General features: G+C 68.0%; 16 protein-coding genes and 1 pseudogene. 12 read left to right on the top strand and 5 right to left on the bottom strand.

The genetic code is table 11. The annotated features are described in order from the left end of the window. The first annotated feature begins 22 nt into the window (after window positions 1–22). From ACQEVY_RS40485 to ACQEVY_RS40505, 5 genes are all read left to right on the top strand, one after another. Window positions 23–1870, top strand: coding sequence for a flavin-containing monooxygenase (locus tag ACQEVY_RS40485; RefSeq protein ID WP_432954878.1), 1848 nt, complete (start codon window positions 23–25; stop codon window positions 1868–1870). 37 nt (window positions 1871–1907) lie between these two features. Then, on the top strand, window positions 1908–3557 hold the full coding sequence (locus ACQEVY_RS40490) for a hypothetical protein (protein ID WP_432954879.1): 1650 nt from the start codon (window positions 1908–1910) through the stop codon (window positions 3555–3557). A gap of 82 nt (window positions 3558–3639) precedes the next feature. Then, on the top strand, window positions 3640–4164 hold the full coding sequence (locus tag ACQEVY_RS40495) for a MarR family winged helix-turn-helix transcriptional regulator (protein WP_432954881.1): 525 nt from the start codon (window positions 3640–3642) through the stop codon (window positions 4162–4164). Between the two features lie 114 nt (window positions 4165–4278). Then, on the top strand, window positions 4279–6621 hold the full coding sequence (locus ACQEVY_RS40500) for a SpoIIE family protein phosphatase (RefSeq protein WP_432954883.1): 2343 nt from the start codon (window positions 4279–4281) through the stop codon (window positions 6619–6621). A gap of 42 nt (window positions 6622–6663) precedes the next feature. Then, window positions 6664–7638: a formylglycine-generating enzyme family protein gene (locus ACQEVY_RS40505; protein WP_432954885.1), complete on the top strand. Its 975-nt coding sequence runs from the start codon at window positions 6664–6666 to the stop codon at window positions 7636–7638. A gap of 1 nt (window position 7639) precedes the next feature. Here ACQEVY_RS40505 and ACQEVY_RS40510 read toward each other — a convergent pair whose 3' ends face one another. The 4 genes from ACQEVY_RS40510 to ACQEVY_RS40525 form a co-directional block, all read right to left on the bottom strand. Then, entirely contained in the window at window positions 7640–8494 is an 855-nt protein-coding gene (locus ACQEVY_RS40510; RefSeq protein ID WP_432954887.1) for a carbohydrate ABC transporter permease, read from the bottom strand. Between the two features lie 6 nt (window positions 8495–8500). After that, entirely contained in the window at window positions 8501–9499 is a 999-nt protein-coding gene (locus ACQEVY_RS40515) for a carbohydrate ABC transporter permease (protein ID WP_432954889.1), read from the bottom strand. A gap of 61 nt (window positions 9500–9560) precedes the next feature. After that, complete coding sequence (locus tag ACQEVY_RS40520; RefSeq protein WP_432954891.1) at window positions 9561–10904, bottom strand: ABC transporter substrate-binding protein; 1344 nt, start codon at window positions 10902–10904, stop codon at window positions 9561–9563. Between the two features lie 106 nt (window positions 10905–11010). Then, complete coding sequence (locus ACQEVY_RS40525; protein WP_432954892.1) at window positions 11011–12033, bottom strand: LacI family DNA-binding transcriptional regulator; 1023 nt, start codon at window positions 12031–12033, stop codon at window positions 11011–11013. A gap of 209 nt (window positions 12034–12242) precedes the next feature. Between ACQEVY_RS40525 and ACQEVY_RS40530 the strand changes: the two genes are divergently transcribed. Together ACQEVY_RS40530 and ACQEVY_RS40535 are read left to right on the top strand one after the other, a co-directional pair. After that, window positions 12243–13565, top strand: a complete 1323-nt coding sequence (locus ACQEVY_RS40530) for a mucin-1 (RefSeq protein WP_432954894.1) — start codon at window positions 12243–12245, stop codon at window positions 13563–13565. 100 nt (window positions 13566–13665) lie between these two features. After that, a pseudogene (locus tag ACQEVY_RS40535) lies at window positions 13666–13931 on the top strand (DUF6192 family protein); the annotation flags it as partial. Window positions 13932–14225: 294 nt separating this feature from the next. Here ACQEVY_RS40535 and ACQEVY_RS40540 read toward each other — a convergent pair. Further along, window positions 14226–15128: a LysR substrate-binding domain-containing protein gene (locus ACQEVY_RS40540; protein ID WP_432955652.1), complete on the bottom strand. Its 903-nt coding sequence runs from the start codon at window positions 15126–15128 to the stop codon at window positions 14226–14228. A 503-nt stretch (window positions 15129–15631) separates the two neighbouring features. Here ACQEVY_RS40540 and ACQEVY_RS40545 point away from each other — a divergent pair. The 5 genes from ACQEVY_RS40545 to ACQEVY_RS40565 all read left to right on the top strand — a co-directional run bounded on the left by ACQEVY_RS40545 (window position 15632) and on the right by ACQEVY_RS40565 (window position 21197). Continuing rightward, window positions 15632–16882: a branched-chain amino acid ABC transporter permease gene (locus ACQEVY_RS40545; RefSeq protein WP_432954895.1), complete on the top strand. Its 1251-nt coding sequence runs from the start codon at window positions 15632–15634 to the stop codon at window positions 16880–16882. Window positions 16883–16886: 4 nt separating this feature from the next. After that, window positions 16887–17867 carry a branched-chain amino acid ABC transporter permease gene (locus ACQEVY_RS40550; protein ID WP_432954897.1) on the top strand — a complete coding sequence of 327 codons (981 nt, stop codon included), beginning with the start codon at window positions 16887–16889 and terminating at the stop codon, window positions 17865–17867. A 112-nt stretch (window positions 17868–17979) separates the two neighbouring features. Beyond that, complete coding sequence (locus ACQEVY_RS40555; RefSeq protein WP_432954898.1) at window positions 17980–18888, top strand: ABC transporter ATP-binding protein; 909 nt, start codon at window positions 17980–17982, stop codon at window positions 18886–18888. Beyond that, a complete protein-coding gene (locus ACQEVY_RS40560; protein WP_432954900.1) occupies window positions 18885–19769 on the top strand; it encodes an ABC transporter ATP-binding protein in 885 nt (294 codons plus the stop codon). The genes ACQEVY_RS40555 and ACQEVY_RS40560 overlap by 4 nt, the downstream gene beginning before the upstream one ends. A 117-nt stretch (window positions 19770–19886) precedes the next feature. Next, window positions 19887–21197 carry an ABC transporter substrate-binding protein gene (locus ACQEVY_RS40565; RefSeq protein ID WP_432954902.1) on the top strand — a complete coding sequence of 437 codons (1311 nt, stop codon included), beginning with the start codon at window positions 19887–19889 and terminating at the stop codon, window positions 21195–21197. Window positions 21198–21224 lie beyond the last annotated feature (27 nt).

The raw sequence follows: 21224 nt of genomic DNA on the forward strand, positions 1-21224 counted from the left end.
ACGGACAGCAGAGAGGACCCGGATGACCACCCCCCACGAACCGTCCGCCGCCACCCCCTTAACCCCGGAGGAGCTGGGCTTCGACCCGGACGCCCTGCGTGAGAAGTACCGGGCCGAGCGCGATCGCCGGATCCGCCCCGACGGCAACCGGCAGTACAAGCCACTCGTCGGCGAGTTCGCCTCGTACGCCGACGATCCGTACACCCGGTTCGTGCCCCGGGAGCCGTTGCACGACCGGGTCGAGGCGCTGGTCGTCGGGGGCGGGTTCGGCGGGCTGCTGGCCGGTGCGCGGCTGCGGCAGGCCGGCGTGCGGGAGATCCGGGTCGTCGAGCAGGCGGGGGACTTCGGTGGTACCTGGTACTGGAACCGGTATCCCGGCATCCACTGCGACATCGAGTCGTACGTCTACATGCCGTTGCTCGAGGAGATCGGCTACGTCCCGAAGTGGAAGTACGCGCCGGGCGAGGAGATCCGGCAGCACGCTCAGGCCATCGGGAAGCACTTCGACCTCTACGACGGCGCCTGCTTCCAGACCCAGGTGACCGAACTGCGCTGGGACGAGGGCGAGTTGGAGTGGATCGTCTCCACTGACCGCGGCGACCGCATGCGGGCGAGATACGTGGTCGTGTCCAGCGGAACGCTCAGCCAGGCCAAGCTCCCCGGCATCCCCGGCATCGAGACGTTCCGGGGGCACGCCTTCCACACCAGCCGCTGGGACTACGAGTACACCGGCGGCGACGCGAACGGGAACCTGCACAAGCTGGCCGACAAGCGGGTGGCGGTCATCGGCACCGGCGCCACCGCGATCCAGATCGTGCCCCATCTGGGACGCGACGCACGGCACCTGTACCTGTTCCAGCGCACCCCGTCCTCGGTGGATGTACGCGGTCAGCGCCCCACGGATCCGCAGTGGGCGAAGTCGCTCACTCCCGGCTGGCAGAAGCGCCGCAGGGAGAACTTCCTCCGGCTCGTCACCGGCGGTCAGGCGGACGAGGACCTGGTCAACGACGGCTGGACCTCCAGCGCGCGACTGCAGCAGAAGCTCATTCCGAGCAACAGCTACGCGGACGTCTCTCCCGAGGAGCGGGAACGGCTGTACGAGCTCGCCGACTTCCAGAAGATGAACGAGATCCGCGCCCGCGTCGACGCGATCGTGGACGACCCGGCCACGGCCGAGCTCCTCAAGCCCTGGTACCGCTACATGTGCAAGCGGCCCACCTTCAGCGACCACTACCTCGACACGTTCAACCGGCCCAATGTGACCCTGGTCGACACGGCCGACCATGGCGGGGTCGAGCGCATCACCGAGGACGCGATCGTGGTCGGCGGGAACGAGTACGAGGTCGACTGCATCATCTTCGCGACCGGTTTCCAGGTCGGTATCTCGGGGATCCTGTCCGGACTCGTCCCGGTGCACGGCCGTGGCGGTGCCGGCCTCCTGGAGACCTGGATGACGGAGGGCCTGAAGACGCTGCACGGCTTCTACAGCCATGGCTTCCCGAACCTCTTCCAGCTCGGCCCGGTGCAGAACGCCAGCGCCGTCAATTACGTGCACATCCTGGACGAGCAGGCCACGCATGTGGCCGCGGTCGTCGGCGAAGCCCGCAGGCGGCGGGCCCGCTACATCGAGCCCAGTGCAGAGGCGGAGGCCGCCTGGGTGGCCACGATCCGCGAGAAGGCGGCCGACCTGTACGCCTTCCAGGCCGAGTGCACACCCGGCTACTACAACAACGAGGGCAGGCCGAGGGAGCGCAGCGAGTCGTACGGCGACGGGCCGGTCGCGTTCCACGAACTGCTCCGGCGCTGGCGCGAGAGCGGCGGTATGCGCGACGTCCTCGTCGAAGCCGAAGCCGAAGCCGAGTCGCGGTGAATGAGTCAGGCCGAAGGACAAGGACAGGGTGAGTGGGATGAGCATGCAGCCCAGCCGCTACGACGACACCGGCCGCCGGTCCGCCACCAGCAGCCGGTGGGACATGAGACGGCTCAACCGGCCGAGCCGGCTGTGGGGTTCGAACGGTGTGACCTTCGGCCCTGACGGGCGGCTGTACGTCGCGCAGTTCATCGCCGGGCAGATCAGCGCCGTCGATCCCGTCTCGGGGGACGTCGATGTGGTCGTGCCGCTGGACGGTCCGGTCCAGGCGCCGGACGACCTGGCCTTCGGGGCGGACGGCTCGATGTACATCGCGGATCTGACGCCGGGCCGGGTGTGGCGTCGCAGTCCCGAGGGCGAGTACACCCTGGTCTCCGACGAGGTGAAGGTGCCCAACGGCATCACTTGCGTCGGCGACCGCCTCTTCGTCAACGAGATGAAGATGGACGGCCGCCTGCTGGAGCTGTTCCCGGACGGCGGCGACCCGGTGGTGCTCACCGATGGGCTGGTCTTCGGCAACGCGATGCAACTCGGCCCGGACGGCTACCTCTACTACCCGCACATGCTCACCAACGAGGTCTGGCGGATACCCCCCGACGGCGGCGCCCCCGAGCGGGTCGCGGAAGACGTGCACGAGCCGGTCGCGGTGCGCTTCGACCAGGGCGGGGTGCTGACGGTGCTGTCCCGCGGCGAGGCCGGCATCGTGACCCGTATCGACCTCTTCGGCAGCGGCGACACGTCGATCGTCACCAGCGGTGTCGTCGGCCTGGACAACGCGGCCTTCGACGCCGAGAACCGCATGTTCGTCTCCAGCTTCGCCAGCGGCGGCGTCACGGAGATGCACCCCGACGGGCGGATCCGCGAGATCGTTCCCCGCGGACTCGACGGCCCCTACGGGGTGACGATCGACCTCGGCGGCACCGTCTACGCCGCCGACCACTACCGCATAGCGCGCCCGGAGCCCACCGCCGACGGCGAACCCGGCGACGTCACCACACAGGAGCTGCTCGTCTTCACCCACGGCATCACCGCCGCGGACGGACTCCTGCACCTCACCTCCCAGTACGGCAACGTCGAGACCTACGACCCCGTCGAGAAGACCAGGCGGCTACGGGCGACCGGGCTGAACCAGCCGCTCGGCATCGCGGTGGGGCCGGACGGCTCGCTCGTGGTCGCGGAGGCGGGCGCCGGCAGGGTCGTACGGATCGACGAGCGGGACGACTCCGTCACCGTGCTCGCGGAAGGGCTCGACCACCCCGTGGACGTTGCCTTCGACGCGGAGGGCCACTGCTATGTCAGCGACGACCGTCGCGGGGCGGTGCTCCGGATCAACAACCGGATCAACAAGGGGACAGATGAGGGCGAGGCGGTGGCCGTCGCGGAGGGGCTGGGCGCACCGCAGGGCCTGGCCGTCCTGGGCGACGAACTGTTCACGGTGGACACCGAGCACCGAAGGCTGTTGGCGATCTCCCTCGCCACGGGCGGGATCAGGGTCGACGCCGAGGACCTGGCGGTCGGCCTGCCTCCGGGGATCGGCCGCACCGAACAGCCCGCGCTGTTCACCCACGGCATGCCCGGCTCGCCCGGCCAGTTCGCCGGTCTCGCCGTCACTCCGGAAGGCTCCCTGCTCCTCTCGGCCAACGGGGAGGGCAGCGTGCTCAAGCTGTCGCCCAAGCGACAGCCATGAGGGGCAGTACAGGAGCGCGAGCAACCGGTGGGCGACGGGCGGATTTAGTTGAGTTAGGCAAGAAGCTGGTAAAGTGATCCGTATGTCCACACCAACTCCGGCCCCCACCACCCCCGCTTCCACGGAAGTGATCGAGATCGAGCGGGCGCTCACGCGCATCGCGTATCTCATGGGCCGAACGCGTCAGCACGACCGGCTCATGGCGCTGGCCGGAGTGCCGCTGGACCGTGCCGCCGTGGCCCTCCTGCGGCAGATCGGCGACTCCGAGCCGATGCGCCCCGGCGAGCTGGCGAACCGGCTGGCCGTGGAGGCCTCTCATGTGACCCGGCAGGTGCAGCAGCTGGAGAAGGGCGGTTACGTCACCCGCGTACCCGACCCCGACGACCGCCGTGCCCAGCGCATCCAGATCACCGAGGCCGGCCAGGAAGCCGTCGACCGCATCCGCGAGATGAGTGCCCGCGGTATGCAGCTGGCCCTGTCCGACTGGTCGCCCGAGGAACTGCAGAAGCTCGCCACGCTCTTCCACCGCATGGTCGACGACTTCCTCTCCTACGCCGCCGAGATCGGCGCGGGTGAGGAAGCCGGACCGGCGGCACGCAAGCCCTGACCTGCGGGCTGGAGTTTCCTCGTGTGACAGCCGGTTGAGAGCCGGCGACAGTCGGTTGAGATGCCGGTGGCAGCCGGGTTGTTGGGAAGCCGCGAAGCCCTCATTCTGGGGCGTATGGAGCATGTCGCCGCTTCGGCGATCCTTGATGCACAGGGCACCGTGACGGGGTGGAGCGAGGGTGCCCGGAGGCTGACGGGATACGCGGCCGAGGAGGCCGTGGGCCGGACGGCGGGCGAGCTGCTCGCCGAGCACGCGCCGCCCGAACTCGTCGCCGCGCTGACGGGCAGCGTCGTACTGCGGCACCGGGACGGAACCCGGCTCGCGCTGGCCCTGAACGCGAGCCCCCTGCTGGGCGCGGACGGCGCGGCCACCGGCTTCGTGGTCACCGCCGAGGCGTCCGACGGGCAGGAGCCCAGCCTCGCGGCGCAGGCCTTCGACCAGGCCTCGATGTCGATGTCGATCTTCGATGCTCGGCAGCATTACCTGCGGCTCAACAACGTGGCCTGCCAGGTGATGGGGGTCCCGGAGGACACCCTCATCGGCCGGTACTACCCGGACACCGTGGAGGACGCCGACCACAGCCGGGGCTTCCTGCGGCATCTGCGCCAGGTCGCCGAGACCGGCGAACCCGTCCAGTACGAGAGCTTCACCCGTGCACCCTCCGGCACCCGGTACCACGCCTGGAACATCGAGATGTGGCCGGTCCGGGACCCCTCCGGCGAGCTGATCGGCACCGCCCTGGCGGCGTTCGACAGCAGCGAGCAGCACTGGGCCCGGCAGCGGCTTGCCCTGCTGAATGAGGCCGCCGCCTCCATCGGCACCACCCTGGACGTGGTGCGCACCGCCGAGGAACTGGTGGAGCTCGTGGTGCCGCGCTTCGCCGACTTCGCCAGTGTGGACCTGTTCGACTGGGTCCTCGGCACGGAAGAACCCCCCGCGGCGCTCGCCGGCGACGTCGTCCTGCGCCGGGTCGCCCACGGATCCGTGACCGACGGCACGCCGGAGGCGGCCGTACGGCTGGGTGCGGCGGACACCTATCCGCCGTACTCCCCGCCCGCGCGGGCCCTCACGGAGGGCCGGGCGCTGCTCGCCACGGCCGGTCATCCCGACTTCGACCGGTGGGTCGGCGAGCGCAACAAGCGGGCGCCGGAGGGCACTGCCCACCGCGTGGGCGCCCACTCGCTGGTCACCGTGCCGCTGCGGGCCCGCGGCACCACGCTGGGCGTCGCGGTGTGCGTCCGCATAGGCCACCCGGATGCGTACGCCGCCGATGACGCCGTGCTCGCCGAGGAGGTCGCGAGCCGGGCCGCCGTCTGCATCGACAACGCCCGGCGCTTCGCCCGCGAGCGCACGACCGCGCTGGCCCTCCAGCACAGCCTGCTGCCGAGGGGCCTGCCCGGGCAGGCGGCCGTGGAAGTGGCCCACCGCTATCTGCCGAGCGGATCCATGGCCGGTATCGGCGGCGACTGGTTCGATGTGATCCCGCTGTCCGGCAGCCGGGTCGCCCTGGTCGTCGGTGACGTCGTCGGTCACGGCCTCCAGTCGTCGGCGACCATGGGGCGGCTGCGTACGGCCGTACGGACCCTCGCCGACGTGGATCTACCGCCGGACGAACTCCTCACCCACCTCGACGACTTGGTGACGCACCTGGCGACGGACGAGAGCACCACCGACGACGTCGCGGAGCTGGGAGCAACCTGTCTGTACGCGGTCTACGATCCCGTTTCGCGCCGGCTGACCGTCGCCGGTGCCGGGCATCCGCCACCGGCCGTCCTGCTGCCCGACGGCACTACGCGGCTTGTCGAGATGACCGCCGGGCCGCCGCTCGGCGTGGGCGGCCTGCCCTTCGAGGCGACCGAACTCGAGCTGCCCGAGGGCTCGTTGATCGCCCTCTACACGGACGGGCTGATCGAGGGACGCGACCGCGACCTAGACGAGGGCACCGCTGAACTGTGCCGTGCGCTGACCGTGCCCGCCGACTCGCTGGACGCCCTGTGCGACGCGGTGCTGAAGTCCGTACTCCCGCCGCAGCCCGCCGACGACGTGGCCCTGCTGCTGGCCCGCACCCGTGCGCTCGGCGCCGGCCAGGTGGCCACCTGGGACATCGAACCGGACCCCCAAATTGTGGCCGCCACCAGGCAGTACGCCACCGACCAGCTCACCGAATGGGGCCTGGACGAGACCGCCTTCGTCACCGAACTCGTCGTCAGCGAACTGGTCACCAACGCGATCCGCTACGGCGAACCGCCCATCCAACTGCGCCTGATCCGCGACCGCGCACTCATCTGCGAGGTCTCCGACGGCAGCTCCACCTCACCGCATCTGCGCCGGGCGCACGTCTACGACGAGGGCGGCCGCGGTCTGCTGCTCGTCGCCCAGCTCACCCAGCGCTGGGGCAGCCGCCAGACCGTCAACGGCAAGACGATCTGGGCACAGCAGCCGCTGCCGCCGGGCTGACTCGCTCGCGTCGGCCGACAGGGGGCGTGTTGTACTGGCCGCGTGAATTCCCACTGCTGTGCACCCGGTCGCTCCTCCGAAACGGGGGCCTCCGATGCGGCGTCTGCCGCGTCCGAGCCGCAGCCATCCGCTCCCGTTTCCGGCAGCGGCACGGCGCCCGGCGGCTCCAGGGTGGCGCTGCCCGGCGGCACCTTCCGTATGGGCGGCGAGGACGCCGACGCCAACCCCGGTGACGGTGAGGGCCCGGTCCGGGAGGTGACCGTCGGGCCGTTCGAGATCGACACCCGCTGTGTCACCAACGAACGCTTCGCCGCGTTCGTGGACGCCACGGGCTACCGCACCGACGCCGAGCGGTTCGGCTGGTCGTACGTCTTCGCCAGGTTCCTGCCGGGGGAGTTGCGCAAGGTGTCGCCGCGGCCGGAGGGCACGCCCTGGTGGTGCGGGGTCCAGGGCGCGTACTGGGCGGCGCCGGAAGGGCCCGGCAGCGGGCTCGACGGCCGCTGGGATCACCCCGTCGTCCATGTCTCCTGGGGCGACGCACTCGCGTTCTGCCGGTGGGAGGGCTCCCGGCTGCCGACCGAGGCCGAATGGGAGTACGCGGCTCGCGGCGGCCTCGACCAGAAGCGGTTCCCGTGGGGAGACGAGCTCACGCCGGGCGGCGAACACCGCTGCAACATCTGGCAGGGCCGCTTCCCGTTCCGCAACACCGCCGAGGACGGCTACAAAGGCACCGCCCCCGTCGACGCCTTCCCGCCCAACGGATTCGGCCTGTTCAACACCTCCGGCAACGTCTGGGAGTGGTGCGCCGACTGGTGGGGCACCGACCACGGCACCGGGCCCCACACCGATCCCAAGGGACCGGAGCAGGGCACGGCTCGCGTGATGCGCGGCGGCTCCTACCTGTGCCACGACTCCTACTGCAACCGCTACCGCGTCGCCGCGCGCACCAGCAACACCCCGGACAGCTCGGTGGGCAACCTGGGCTTCCGCTGCGTACGGGACCCGGCGAAGAGCTGACTCAGCCCTTGACGGCCGAGCTGGCGACGCCCTGCACGAACCAGCGCTGGAAGAACATGAAGACGATCAGCACGGGCAGCACCAGGAGCACGCCGAAGGCGAGGATCTGACCCCAGTCCGGGGGCAGTTGGGCCTGGAACACGCTCATCTCCAGCGGCAGCGGCCGTACCGACGGATCCGAGACCATCAGGACCGGCCAGAGGAACGAGCCCCACTGGATGAGGAAGGTCAGGATCGCCACCGAGGCGAAGGCCGGCTTCGACATCGGGACGATGATGGCGAAGAAGGTACGCCAAGGGCCCGCGCCGTCGATGCGGGCGGCCTCCTCGATGCTCGGCGGGATCGTCTTGAAGAACGTGTGGAACTGGTAGACCGAGAAGGCGTTGGCGATGAACGGCAGCGCCAGGATCGGGAGCGTGTTCCGCTGGTCGTTGAACATGTAGAAGAGCGGGACCGCCACCGACTCGAACGGGATCAGCATCAGCAGCAGGACGAGGGTGAAGACCGCGTTCTGCCCCCGCCACTTCAGCCGTGAAAGCCCGTACGCGGCCATCGAGTTGACGAAGAGACCGCCCGTCACGACCACGAAGGCCAGCAGCAGCGAGACGCCCATGAAGCGCCAGAAGTAGCCGGTGCTGTCGGAGTTGAGGCTGTCGAGGACGGCCGTGTAGTTGTCGAACGACAGGTTGGTGGGCAGGAAGCCGGACAGACCGTCGAGGACTTCGTCGGACGGCTTGAGGCTGCCGACCAGCAGGTAGATGGCGGGCAGCGCGAAGACGAACGCCAGGACGGAGAGGACGGCGTAGTCCAGGAAGCGGCGCAGGGGCGTGCGGGAGAGGCCCGGGTTCATGCTCATGGATGCTCAGTCCTCGTTGTCGGGCCGGACGACGCGGCGCTGGATGAGGGACAGGACGAGGACGATCAGGAAGAAGACGACGGTGATCGCGGACGCCTGGCCGATGTTGTTCTGGTCGAAGGCGGTGGTGACCGCCTGGTACATCACGGTGCGGGCCGCGTCCTCGTTGAGGCCGCCGCCCTTGACGAGGACGTAGATCTGGTCGAAGACGCGGAAGGAGAGCACCGAGGTGAGCATGGCGACGAACACGAGGGTGCCGCGGATGCCGGGCAGGGTGACATGGCGGAACTGCTGCCAGCGGGAGGCGCGGTCGAGCTCGGCGGCCTCGTAGAGCTCGCTCGGGATGCTCTGGAGTCCGGCGAGCAGGATGACCATCTGGAAGCCGACGCCCTGCCAGATGGAGAGGATGATGATCGAGATCATCGCGGTGGCTGAGTCGCCGAGCCAGTCGAAGGCGCCCCAGTTGCCGAAACTCACCGCGTCCAGCGCGGAGTTGAGCATGCCCTGATCGCTGCGGGCGAGGATGAGGCGCCAGATCACGGCGACCAGCGCCATCGGGAAGACGACCGGCATGAAGAACAGGGACCGGAACAGGCCGATCGCCTTGAGCTTGCGGTTGAGGAGGATCGCCAGGCCGAGCGCCAGACCGGTCTGCACGGGTACGACGACCGCGGCGAAGGTCAGGTTGTTGAACAGGGACCTGAGGAACGGGCCGGATTGGTCGGGGTCGGTGAACAGCCGCCGGTAGTGCTCGATGCCGAACCAGGTCGGTTCCAGCGGGGAGCCGAGGCGGACGTTGTAGAAGGAGAGGACGACGGCGTAGCCGAACGGGATACCGACGAAGGCGATGAGTCCGACGACGGCGGGCGTGGACATGAGCAGTCCGTGCAACCAGTCGCGGTTCTTGCGCACAGGGCGCGCCGGTCGCGCGGGTTCGACGGAGGTCACGGGTGGGGCCTGCTCCCGGGCATGGGGCGCGGCGTGCGCGGGTTCGACGGATTTCACGGGGAGTCCTGTTCCCGGCGGGGCGGGCGCGGCGTGCGCGGCCCGCCCCGGCCGATGGGTCCTACGGGATCTCGTAGCCGGCGTTGTCGGAGAAGTCCTGGTCGATGGCCTTGGCGGCCTTGGCCAGGGCGTCCTTCGGGTCGGCGCCGCCGTAGACCGAGTTGAGGGCCTCGGCGAACTTCGCGGTGACGGTGGGGTATCCGGCGGTCAGCGGCCGGGTCACGGCGACGCAGGACTTGGAGATGTCGGTGTCGCCGCAGGGCTTGGCGAGCTGGTCGGCGAACAGCTGGAGCGGGCCGCCCTGCTTGTAGAGCTCGCTCGCGGCGAGCGCGGACTTGGTGGCGGGCGGGGCGCCGTTGGCCTTCGTCATCGCGGCGACGTTCTCGTCGTTCAGGAGCGTGTCCAGGAACTTGCCCGCGGCCTTGGCGTTCTTGGAGTCGGCGCCGATGCCCCAGGCCCACGAACCCTGGCCGGACTTGGGACCGTTGCCGAAGTCGGGCAGCGGCAGCACGACGAGGTCCTCGCCGAGCGCCTCGCCATACGCGGGGTACATCCAGTGGCCGACCCAGCTGAGCGGGACACGGCTCTTGGCGAAGGCGTTGCCGTCGGTGTTGGGGTCGACGCTGGACTTCCAGGACTGGAAGGTCTTCAGGGCCGACGCGGTTTCGGGCGAGTCGAGGGCGCCTTCCGCCTTGCCGTCCTTGAGGAGCGAACCGCCGGCCGACCAGACGATCGGGGAGAAGCCGTAGGTGCCCCACTCGGTGGTGAGCCCGTTGTTCTCCTGGATGTCGAGGACCTTGCCGTCAGAGTCCTTGGCCTTCAGCGCCTTGAGCGCGGCCGTGAACTCGTCCGCCGTCCAGGCGTCGTCCACGCTCGTCGGGTACTTCACGCCCGCCGCGTCCAGCAGCTTCTTGTTGCCGTAGATGCCCAGGCCCGAGTCGTACTGGCCCAGACCGTAGTGCTTGCCGTCGATCTCGCCCTGCGCCTTGATGGCGTCGGTGGCGTTGCTCAGCGTCTTGGGGGAGACGTAGGCGTCGATCGGGGCGAGCTTCTGGTTGAAGACGAAGTTCGCCATGGTCGGGCCGTCGAACTCCATCACGTCCGGCAGCTCTGAGGCGTCCGTCGTCGTGATGGTCTTGGTGTAGTCGTTGCCGGGGATCAGCTTCAGCTCGACCTTGATGTCCTTCTGCGAGGAGTTGAAGGACTTCACCGCGTTCTGTATGGCGGTGTCCTCGCTCTTCTGGCCCTGGTGGGCCCAGACACTGATGGTGCCCTTGCCGCTGCCCGCCTCCGCGGACGTATCGGTGCTGCCACCCCCGCCACAGGCGGCCAGCGCCGCAAGGGGCAGGACGAGGGCCAGGCCCGTACTCGCTGTGCGGCGGACATTTCTGCTGGACGAACTCATGGGCTGTGCCTTCCGTGCTGTGGCGAGGGTTTGCCTTGCTGACGTGCTGATGTGCTGTCCGGTCGTGGGGGTGTGGGGCTCGAGGGGTCTCAAGGGGTGTGGCGGGTTACTGCGGTCCGCGCGGTCGGGGCGGAGCGGTTGTCTCTCGCAGGACGAGACGGATGGGCATCTGCACCTGCGCAGCGGGTGGTTCGGCGCCGGGTTCCTCCAGCTGACGCAGCAGCAGCCGGGCGGCCTCGGCGCCCTGGTCGGCGACCGGCTGGGCGACGGTGGTCAGGCCGACCACATCGGCGAGTTCGTGGTCGTCGAAACCGACCACCGACACGTCCTCCGGGACCCTCAGCCGGTGGCGGCGCAGGGCGCGCAGGGCACCCATCGCCATCTCGTCGGACTGCGCGTACACGGCGGTCGGCGGGCGAGCGACGGCCAGCAGTTCGGTCATGGCCCGCTCACCGCCCTCGACGGTGTAGTCGCCGTCCGCCTCCAGAGCCGGATCGTGCTCGATTCCGGCACCGGCCAGAACGTCCAGGTAGGCATTGCGCCGCTCGATGGGGGTGGTCCAGTGCAGTGGTCCGCTGGCCCCGCTGATCATGCCGATCCGGCGGTGACCGAGGTTCACCAGATGCCGTACGGCACTCTCCGTGCCGGCCCGGTCGTCGATGCCGACGACCGTGAATCCCGGCCGTGACCCGCCGACCGTGGTGGCCAGCGGCACTCCCAGCGAGCGCAGGGCGGCCGACTCCTCCTCGTCCGGGATGAGCAGCGTGAGTACCGCGTCGACCCGCTTGCGCACCGGCAGCCTGGTGAAGAAACGCTTGCGTATCTCCGGCGAGCCCAGGTTGTACAGCAGCACGTCGTATCCGGCGGCGCTGAACACGCGCTCGGCGGCGTCCAGCACGGTGCCGAAGAACCAGCGGCCCACATACGGAACCAGGACGCCGATGGTGTACGTACGACCGCTGGCCAGGCTGGCGGCGGAGCGGGACGCGGTGTAGCCGAGCTGGTCGGCGACGGCCACGATCTTGTCCCGCACCTCGTCGGAGACACCGCTCCGGCCGCGCAGGGCGCGGGACACGGTGGACGCCGAGACGCCTGCGGCGCGGGCGACGTCGTTGATGCTGGCCGTCACGGCGCACTTCCTCCCGTTGATTTCACGTCGGTGTGATGTGGGGGTGACGAGACCGTAAACCCGGCCTCGCTGTTGCGCAAGCGTTTGCGTTCAGATTTACTTGGGCCGATTCCAAAGCGAGTCCGTTTTTAATCGATGGTCAGCGCATGCGTTTGGGCGCTGTGAGCCGACAGGAACTGTGCATGCGATACGCCCCGCCAGGTCACTGCGTGAACGACTTCGCCCTGCTGCGGGACGAGGACGGCACCTACACGGTGCTGCACCTGCAAGGGCCCTGGACCGCCGAGTTCGACCATCTGCGCATGGAGACCTCGTACGGCCGGGCGACCTCCACCGACCTGGTGCACTGGCAGCCGCAGGGACCCGCCTTCGGCAACGGGCTGCCCGGCCGCTTCGACGCGCAGGCGGTCTGGACGATGCATCCGTTCCGGTACGGCGACGGAATGGCGATGTTCTACACGGGGGTGAGCGGCCTCCTGCCCGGCGGCACGCCGCTCCAGTCCGTCGGCCTCGCGTACTCCGACCGCACCGACGGCACCGGCTGGCGCCGGCATGGCACCGGCCCGGTCGTCGAGGCGGACCCGCGCTGGTACCGCACGGGCGAAGGGATGGGCTGGCGTGACCCCTTCGTCGTACGGGACGACGAGGGCGACGGCTGGGTCATGGCCGTCTGCGCCAGCGACGCCTCCCTCCCGGTGGAGGTCAGCGGCTGCGTGGCCCTCGCCACCTCCGACGACCTGGAGCACTGGACCGTCCACCCGCCGCTCATCTCACCGGGCGACGTCAACGAGCTGGAGTGCCCGGTCCTGGAACGCCTCGACGACGGCAGCTGGCTGCTGCTCGGCTCCATCGGCTCCACCCGGGGCTTCGAGGCGTGGACCGCTCCGGCACTGCGCGGGCCGTGGAGCCGCCGCGGCCAGCTCGGCCCAACCGGTTCGTACGCTCCGCGCGTCATCGCCGCTCCCGACGGCTCCCGTGTCGTCGTGCACACCACACCCCGCCAGGTCGGCCTCAGTGACGACGGGGAGCGTTGCCGCGGCATGCTCGCGCAGCCCAAGTCCCTTGTGGTGGAAGGCGATTCGGCTCCCCGCCTGGAGTGGTGGCCCGGACTGAACACCTGGCTCGGCGAAGAGACCGACGGGCCCGCCCTGCACGCGGTCGGCGACATCGGTGTCACCGGGCCCGTCGAGATCACCCTGCGCACCGACGCAGCAGGGGCCGGCCGGGCTGCCCTAGCCGTGGGTTGTGACGGCAAGAACCTCTGGGTCACCGGTCCTGACGGCACCCGGCTCGGCGAGACCGTACTGAGCGAACCCGCGGCCTCGCTGCGCATCCTCACCATCGGCGAGTACGTCGAGGTCTACGCCGACGGTGTCTTCGCCCTGACGGCACTGTGCTACTCCGGCCACCCGACCCCGTGGACCGCCGTCACCGAAGGGCGGGCACACTCCATCCCCGTCCGCCCGATCCGGCTGGCCGACCCGCACCGCGACGACGCCTCGGCGGTCTGGCCCGGTCCCACACTCCGGTGACGCGCGGGGGCCTGCCCTTGGTCGGACTGACGATCCGTGACGACACCACACGGATGCTCGTCAACCGCGCCCAGTTCGACAACTCCGCCGAGACGCGAGAGAAGATCCGCGAACGCACCCCGCGGTCCGCGCGATCGAGCACACCACCGAGTACCTCGACCTTGGAGGCTCCTGCCTAAGCTTCGTGGCCACCCTGGGCCGGCCGGCCCCGCAGCTGCGCGGGCAGGGTTCACCGAGAACGAGCGTGAGGCCGTCCGCCGGTGGAGCGGCCGGGTCAGCGTCGCGGCGGACCGGCCCGAAGGCGCTCTCGACAACCGCGAGTTCACTCTGGACGAGCAACTCGTCCAGCTCCTCAAGGGCGAGTAGGCCATGCTCCCCGGCCGCCTGCTGACACGGATCTACTCGGCGGACTCCGGCCCACCTCCCTCGCCACGCCCCTCGGCACCGCTTCTTACTGACCCAGTCGTGCATGGCCTCGACGAGGGCGTCGGAAGGCGTGCGGCCCTCGCTCGGTAACCCAGTTGATGACCAGCTCAACACCCTCGCCGCCGGCGGGCGACCCGGACGTCGACGGCGTGCAGAGCCTCCTCCGCCCACGCCGGACTCGGTCAGGCGAAAGGCTCGGATCTGGCTGCGGACGATGGGAGGCCCCCTCGGGCGTCAACTCCGGGTCAGGTCCCGTGCGCTGCGGCTGGTTCGGGCGAGCGCGACGCGGGCAGCAACGACGGCCGGGTGATCGTGGCTGCCAGTGCGGGTAGCGATGAGGACTCGCCGAGTGTTCGGCGGCGTCAGCTCGGAAAGCGTCACTGTAGGAGCGTGGACGCCCCAGGCAAGTTTGGGGAGAAATCCGACCGCCTGCCCGGCTTCGATCAATCTCACATGGAAGGTGAGGTCGGTCGACTGGTAGCGAACGTGGGGTTCAAAGCCGGCTTGGCGGCAGACAGCGCTGGCCCAGCGCCTGGCGGCATTGCCCTCTGGCTCCATGACCCAGGGCAGGTGTGCGAGAGCTGCGAGTTGCGGCGGCTCGCCGTCCGGTGGGGTGGCCAGAAGAAGAGGATCCTCGAGGAGAAGCTGAGTGTGCAGGCCGGTCAGAGCCGACGGCGGCTCTCCCGGGTACTCCTCGGCGATGACCAGGTCGTATTCGTGCGCGACAAGCGCCCGCAGCGGTGTGCGTTCGTTCTCCTGATGCACGTGGACGCGAAGCTGCGGATGCTCGCGCTGAAGCAGCTCTACGGCAGGCAGGACCAGAGTCTTGGCAGCAGTCTGAAAGGTTGCGATCCGCAGATCCCCCTCGAGCACCGTTTTGGCCCGCGCGATATCAGCCTCGGCCTGCTCGAGCCGGTCCAGGATCACCTCGATATGCCCGACCAGCATCTCCGCCGCGGGCGTCAGACGGACCCGACGTCCCATTGGTTCCAGGAGCGGGACGCCCACCTCGGCCTCCAGCTGCGAAAGCTGCGAGGAGATGGTCGAAGGACTGTACGAGAGGGCCGAAGCCACAGCTGCAAGGGTGCCGCGGTGCTTGAGTTCGCGCAGCAACCGGAGCCGGTGAAGGTCGTACATCACGCACCCAATCGCCGCCCGCGACCACCGATTCGTCACTTGAGACAACCAATCGTACGCGAAAGCATTTGCTGCCCTGCATTGAGCAGTGCCTGATCACATCGCGCACGGTGTCCTCGTCGCCCTGCACCAGTCGGGCGATTACCGGAACCGGTTCCCACCCGCCGAGGCCGGCAACATCATCACGCGCCGTTGATTGGTCGAAAAAACCGATGAGTGCGCATCGATAACGACGACTGGACCGGACAATGGGGGGCGCCTAGCATTCCAGAACCGCGAGAATCGGCCACCCCGAGATCCGCGCTACGGCCGCCGCAGTCCGCAGCGCCTTGTATTGGTCGTCAGTCTCCCCACGCTGTCGTCGCTGCCTGCCGGCGCGCCCGCCCGCCGCAGGCCGATCAGATATCCCGCCATGCAACCTCGGAGAGGCCATGACACCACCCCGTGCACGTTGGCGCGTACGCCGCCATCCTGCTCGCCTGTCACCACTGCTGGGAGCGGTCATGATCCTGGTCGCCCTGCTCGGCGTCGTGGCAGCGAGCGCTCCGACGTATGCGGCCGGCGATCGGACCGTGCAGGGAACGTTGCGCAACTCTGCAGACAACAACGCCCCGGTCGCCGGGGTGAAGATCAGTGTCCGGACCAGCACGGGGAAGACCTACACGGGCGCCAGCAACGACCAAGGCCGGTTCGCGATCACCGTGCCCGGCAGTGACTCTGGCACTCTGGCCGTCATCCTGGACACCAAAACGCTTCCTGATGACGTGCAGATCCGCGACGGAGCGTCGAACACCTTGCGGCCAACGGGCAGCTTGAGCACGATCACCGTCAACTTCCCCCTCGGTCCCGATACGCGTCAAGTGTCGACGGTGTGGGACCGGGTCCCCCAACTGCTCTACAACGGTCTGCTGTTCGGCCTGGTGCTGTCATTGGGGGCTCTTGGCCTGTCCATGGTTTTCGGCACGACGGGACTGTCGAACTTCTCCCACGGCGAGCTGGTGACCTTCGGGGCATTCGCCACCTATCTCGGCAACCGGGTCGTAGGGCTGCCCATCGTCGTGGCGGTCGTGGTGGCGGTAGCGCTGTCGGCACTGTTCGGCTACCTGAACGAAAAGGGTTTGTGGAGGCCACTCAGACGCCGCGGAACGGGACTGATCGCCATGATGATCGTCTCGATCGGTCTGCAGTTCTTTCTCCGGAACTTCTACCAGTACTTCACAGGTGGCCGCGCCTTGACCTACCGCGACTACGTCACGCCCGTCGGCCGGGACGCCTTCGGCTTGTTCACCTACACCATGCGAGATGTCGTCGTCTTCTCCATCAGCGGGCTTGCGCTCGTGGCGGTCACTCTTGCTTTGCAGTACACCCGGCTCGGTCGCGCCACACGCGCGGTGTCGGACAATCCGGCCCTGGCCTCTGCGACGGGGATCAACGTCGGTCGTGTCATAGCCACGGTGTGGATCGTGGGTACCGCGCTGGCGGGACTGAGCGGAGCGTTCCTGGGATTCTCCCAGTCGGTGAGCTACCAACTGGGCGCGCAAGTACTGCTGTTGATCTTCGCCGCTACCTGCGTCGGAGGTCTGGGATCAGTGTGGGGCGCGCTGATCGGCTCGATCATCATCGGGCTGTTCGTCGAGACCTCGACCTTGGTCATCCCATCGGAACTCAAGTTCGCAGGCGCGATGGTTCTGCTGGTGCTGGTCCTGCTCGTCCGACCACAAGGCCTGCTCGGCCGCGCCGAGAGGATCGGGTGAGGACATGGACATCATCGGCGCCTTCACGGGGGCACTGCACGACGGCTTCGGCTATCTGGCCGTCTCGTTCTGCCTGGCTGCGATCGGTTTGAACATTCAGTTCGGCTACGCCGGGCTGGTCAACTTCGGTCAGGCCGCCTTCTTGTCGGTAGGCGGTTACATCATGGGCGCGGCGATCGCCACCAGCGGAGTTCCCACCGTCCTGGCGATCCTGCTCGCGATCGCCTTCAGCGTGGCGTTGGCGTTGATATTGGGTATCCCCACTCTGCGTCTTCGGGCGGATTACCTGGCGATCGTCACCATCGCGGCGGCAGAGATCCTACGACTTGTGTTCGGGACGTCGTTCCGGACGTACTTTCACGGCAAGGACGGTGTGACCGGCTTCACCGCCGGGTTCCGAAGCCTCAACCCGCTGCCGAACTACGACGGCTTCTTCCTGACCTACAGCCGGGAGGAACTGTGGACGGTCATCGTCGGCTGGGGCCTGGTCATCATGATCAGTCTGCTCACCTGGGCCCTGATGCGATCACCGTGGGGAAGGGTTCTTCGGGGCATCCGTGAAGACGAGGATGCGATGCGGTCTCTGGGCAAGAACGTCTACGGCTACAAGATCCAGGCCCTCATCCTCGGTGGAGTGGTCGGATGCGCCGGAGGCTTCGTGGGCGCGTTCGGGGCCGCTTCGGTCCAGGCCGACACGTTCAACCTGGACTTCACCTTCATCGCCTTGACCATGCTCATCCTCGGTGGCGCCGCTCGGATCCTTGGTCCGGTCGTCGGCGCGGTGATGTTCTGGGCGATCCTGTCGTTCCTCGGATCGGTCTTGACGCAGTTGGCCGGCTACCCGGTCGTGGCTCAGTTCATGAACGCCGACCAAGCGTCAATCATCCGGCTGATGTTGGTCGGATTGGTGCTGATGCTGCTGATGATCTACCGGCCGCAAGGCATCTTCGGTGATCGAAGGGAGCTCGCGCTCGATGCCCACTGACAACTTCCCCGCTGACCACATCTCCTCGAGCACCGCAACCAAGGACGTCTCCGCTGCCGGTGATACGTCCCAGCCCAGGGTGCCCGGCCCCGGCACCGCGGAGGCCAAGTCGATGCGCGAGTGCCGGATTGCTTTGCAGTCGGTGCCGCATGAGCCCGGCGCTGCCAAACCCGACCCCGTTGTGATCGTGAACGGAATCCGCCGCACCTTCGGAGGCCTCACCGCGGTCGACGTGGAACACCTCGAAATCCAACGCGGGGTCATCACCGCCTTGATCGGACCCAACGGTGCAGGCAAGACCACGTTCTTCAACCTGCTCACCGGTTTCGATCAACCCGACGCCGGTTCATGGTCCTTCGACGGGACACCGCTCAAAGGCAAAGCAGCCTACAAAGTGGCACGCCTCGGCATGGTCCGGACCTTCCAACTGACCAGAGTGCTCTCGAAACTGACAGTGCTGGAGAACATGCGGATGGGCGCCACAGGTCAGCGTGGCGAACGCTTGTGGGCCGCCGCCCTCCCCGCCCTGTGGCGGGCGCAGGAACGAGACATCACCGACCGGGCCCGACACCTGCTCAAGCGGTTCAAGCTCGACGCCAAGGAGCAAGACTTCGCCGGGTCCCTGTCAGGCGGTCAGAGAAAGCTGCTCGAGATGGCGCGAGCGCTCATGGTCGAACCGAAGCTGGTCATGCTCGACGAACCCATGGCCGGCGTCAACCCAGCGCTGAAGCAGTCCCTGCTCGGGCATGTGAAGTCGCTGCGGGATCAGGGAATGAGCGTCCTGTTCGTCGAACACGACATGGACATGGTGCGAGAGATCTCCGACTGGGTGGTCGTCATGGCCCAGGGCAAGGTAATCGCCGAGGGACCCCCCACATCCATCATGTCCGACGAACGTGTCATCGACGCCTACCTCGGAGCTCGCCACGACACCGACATCAGCGAGCTCGAACACGTGCTCAAGGTCGAGCACGCGCACGACCACGCCGAGCAGAGGGTCGACCGGGAGGTCCCGAGATGACTTCTGCCCATCACGGCCCATCGGACTCACAGCTCACCGATCAAGGCGAGATCGTGGCTGACCCCGATCCCAACGCCCCGAAGATCGACCAGGCAGCTCGGACAAGGCATCTGCAGGCGGCCGAGGGCGCAGCCCTTCGCGCAGACAATCTGATCGCCGGGTACCTCCCCGGAGTCAACATCTTGAATGGCGCTGATCTGTACTGCCAGCCCGGCGAGTTGGTCGGCATCATCGGACCCAACGGCGCTGGCAAGTCGACACTGCTCAAAGCACTCTTCGGGCTGGTCAAGGTCACCACCGGAACGGTTCGCCTGCGGGGCGAGGAGGTCACGAACCAGCGCGCCGACGCACTGGTATCCCAAGGGATCGGCTTCGTACCGCAAACCAACAACATTTTCCCCTCGCTCACCATCGAGGAAAACCTGCAGATGGGGTGCTATCAGTCCCCCAAGAAGTTCGCCCCTCGGTTTGCGTTCGTGACCGATCTGTTCCCTGCGCTGGGCCGACGCCGCAAGCAGCGGGCCGGACAACTGTCAGGCGGTGAGCGGCAAATGGTGGCCATGGGCCGGGCTCTGATGATGGAACCCTCCGTGTTGTTGCTCGACGAACCCTCAGCGGGCCTGTCCCCGGCGATGCAGGACGAGGTGTTTGTCCAGACCCGAGCCATCAACCGCACCGGTGTATCGGTCGTCATGGTCGAACAGAACGCACGCCGCTGCCTGCAGATCTGCGACCGCGGATACGTCCTCGACCAAGGACGCAACGCCTACACCGGGTCCGGACAGTCGCTGGCCCGTGACCCCAGGGTGATCGAGCTGTATCTCGGCACCTTGGCCAAGGCCGCCCAGGCAGAAGGCACGCCTGGCGGCAGGCGGAACTAGGAACACGACTCCACATGCCGGTCGAACTGTCCCCTCGCGTTCGATCCTGACACCCGCCACGGCACGGTCGTGCACCACACCAGTAACGCAGCAGTCCTCACCCACCCTGGAGGTCCCATGTCGCTCCCGAGACGCATCACCTGTATCGCCGTTCTGGCCTCCGCCGCGCTGGCAACCGCCGCCTGCAGCTCCAACAGCAGCCCCACCGCAGCCGGCAGCGAGCCGCCAGCCAAGGCGGGCACCCAGCTCTACTTCGTAGACGGCAACACCGCCGACTACTCCGGTGATTTCGAGCCCGGCACTCTCAAGGGTGTGCGCGCCACGCTCCCCGGCGGCAAGATCGGCGACGAGTTCCGGCAGAGGATCCTCAAGATCAACAGCAAGGTGAAGGACTTCACCTACGCTCCGGAGGCCTACGACGCCACGATCCTCTCAGCCCTGGCCGCGGTCGCTGCCAAGAGCGACTCCGGCAAGGCGATCGCCGGGAAGGAGATCGGCGTCACCAGGGATGGGACAAAGTGCACCAGCTTCAAGCAGTGCGCTGACCTCCTCGCCGACGGAACGGACATCGACTACGACGGCCCTTCCGGCCCGATCGAGATGAACTCGACAGGAAGCCCGTCCGCGGCGACCGTCGGCATCTACCAATTCGGGCAGGACAACAACTACAAGAATGTCGGCTACGTCAACGGCACCACCCCGGACCAGGCCAACATCCGAGCCGATCAGAAGGTCAGCGGCCCCATCCCCAAGGGGGACGGCGTCCTTACGTTCGGCACCCTGCTCCCTGCCACCGGGGACAGCTCCTTCCTCGGCGCCCCGCAATTCGCGGGCGTGGACCTGGCCGTGGATGAAATCAACAAGGGCGGGGGTGTGCTCGGCAAGGACGTGAAGCAGTTGAAGGGCGACTCCGGTGACGGGTCGCCGAACATCGCGCCATCCGAGACCGACAAACTGCTCCGCGGTGGTGCCGACGTCATCATCGGCGCCGCTTCCTCGTCGGTGTCGCTGTCGGTCATCGACAAGATCACCGGGGCCGGCGTCGTCCAGATATCGGCCGGGAACACCTCGACCGCATTCGACACCTACCCCGACCAGGGCATGTACTTCCGCACGGCCCCCTCCGACGTCCTGCAGGGGCAGGTGATGGCCCAGACCATCAGCGAGGACGGTCACAGCAACATCGCAATCCTCGCCCGACAGGACGCCTACGGCGAGGCACTGGCGAAGAACGTCCGCTCCTTCTACGAAGAGTCCGGCGGCAAAGTCGTCTCCTATGCCCTCTACGACGCGAACGCAGCCAACTACACGGCCGAGGTGGAGAAGGTGAAGGCCCAGCACCCGGACGCCATCGTGCTGATCTCGTTCGACGAGAGCAAGAAGATCGTCCCGGAACTCATCAAGGCCGGCATCGGTCAGAACGGCTGAGCCAGTACCCAAGCCGGTGGTCGTGGC

The organism is Streptomyces sp. CA-288835, from assembly GCF_050936385.1.
Classification (GTDB): Bacteria; Actinomycetota; Actinomycetes; order Streptomycetales; family Streptomycetaceae; genus Streptomyces.

Bases quoted from the DNA above. Each gene is read 5' to 3' on its own strand.
- ACQEVY_RS40485 (WP_432954878.1), top strand. From the start codon at position 23: ATGACCACCCCCCACGAACCGTCCGCCGCCACCCCCTTAACCCCGGAG.
- ACQEVY_RS40490 (WP_432954879.1), top strand. From the start codon at position 1,908: ATGAGCATGCAGCCCAGCCGCTACGACGACACCGGCCGCCGGTCCGCC.
- ACQEVY_RS40495 (WP_432954881.1), top strand. From the start codon at position 3,640: ATGTCCACACCAACTCCGGCCCCCACCACCCCCGCTTCCACGGAAGTG.
- ACQEVY_RS40500 (WP_432954883.1), top strand. From the start codon at position 4,279: ATGGAGCATGTCGCCGCTTCGGCGATCCTTGATGCACAGGGCACCGTG.
- ACQEVY_RS40510 (WP_432954887.1), bottom strand. From the start codon at position 8,494: ATGAGCATGAACCCGGGCCTCTCCCGCACGCCCCTGCGCCGCTTCCTG.
- ACQEVY_RS40520 (WP_432954891.1), bottom strand. From the start codon at position 10,904: ATGAGTTCGTCCAGCAGAAATGTCCGCCGCACAGCGAGTACGGGCCTG.
- ACQEVY_RS40540 (WP_432955652.1), bottom strand. From the start codon at position 15,128: ATGTACGACCTTCACCGGCTCCGGTTGCTGCGCGAACTCAAGCACCGC.
- ACQEVY_RS40545 (WP_432954895.1), top strand. From the start codon at position 15,632: ATGATCCTGGTCGCCCTGCTCGGCGTCGTGGCAGCGAGCGCTCCGACG.
- ACQEVY_RS40550 (WP_432954897.1), top strand. From the start codon at position 16,887: ATGGACATCATCGGCGCCTTCACGGGGGCACTGCACGACGGCTTCGGC.
- ACQEVY_RS40555 (WP_432954898.1), top strand. From the start codon at position 17,980: ATGCGCGAGTGCCGGATTGCTTTGCAGTCGGTGCCGCATGAGCCCGGC.
- ACQEVY_RS40560 (WP_432954900.1), top strand. From the start codon at position 18,885: ATGACTTCTGCCCATCACGGCCCATCGGACTCACAGCTCACCGATCAA.
- ACQEVY_RS40565 (WP_432954902.1), top strand. From the start codon at position 19,887: ATGTCGCTCCCGAGACGCATCACCTGTATCGCCGTTCTGGCCTCCGCC.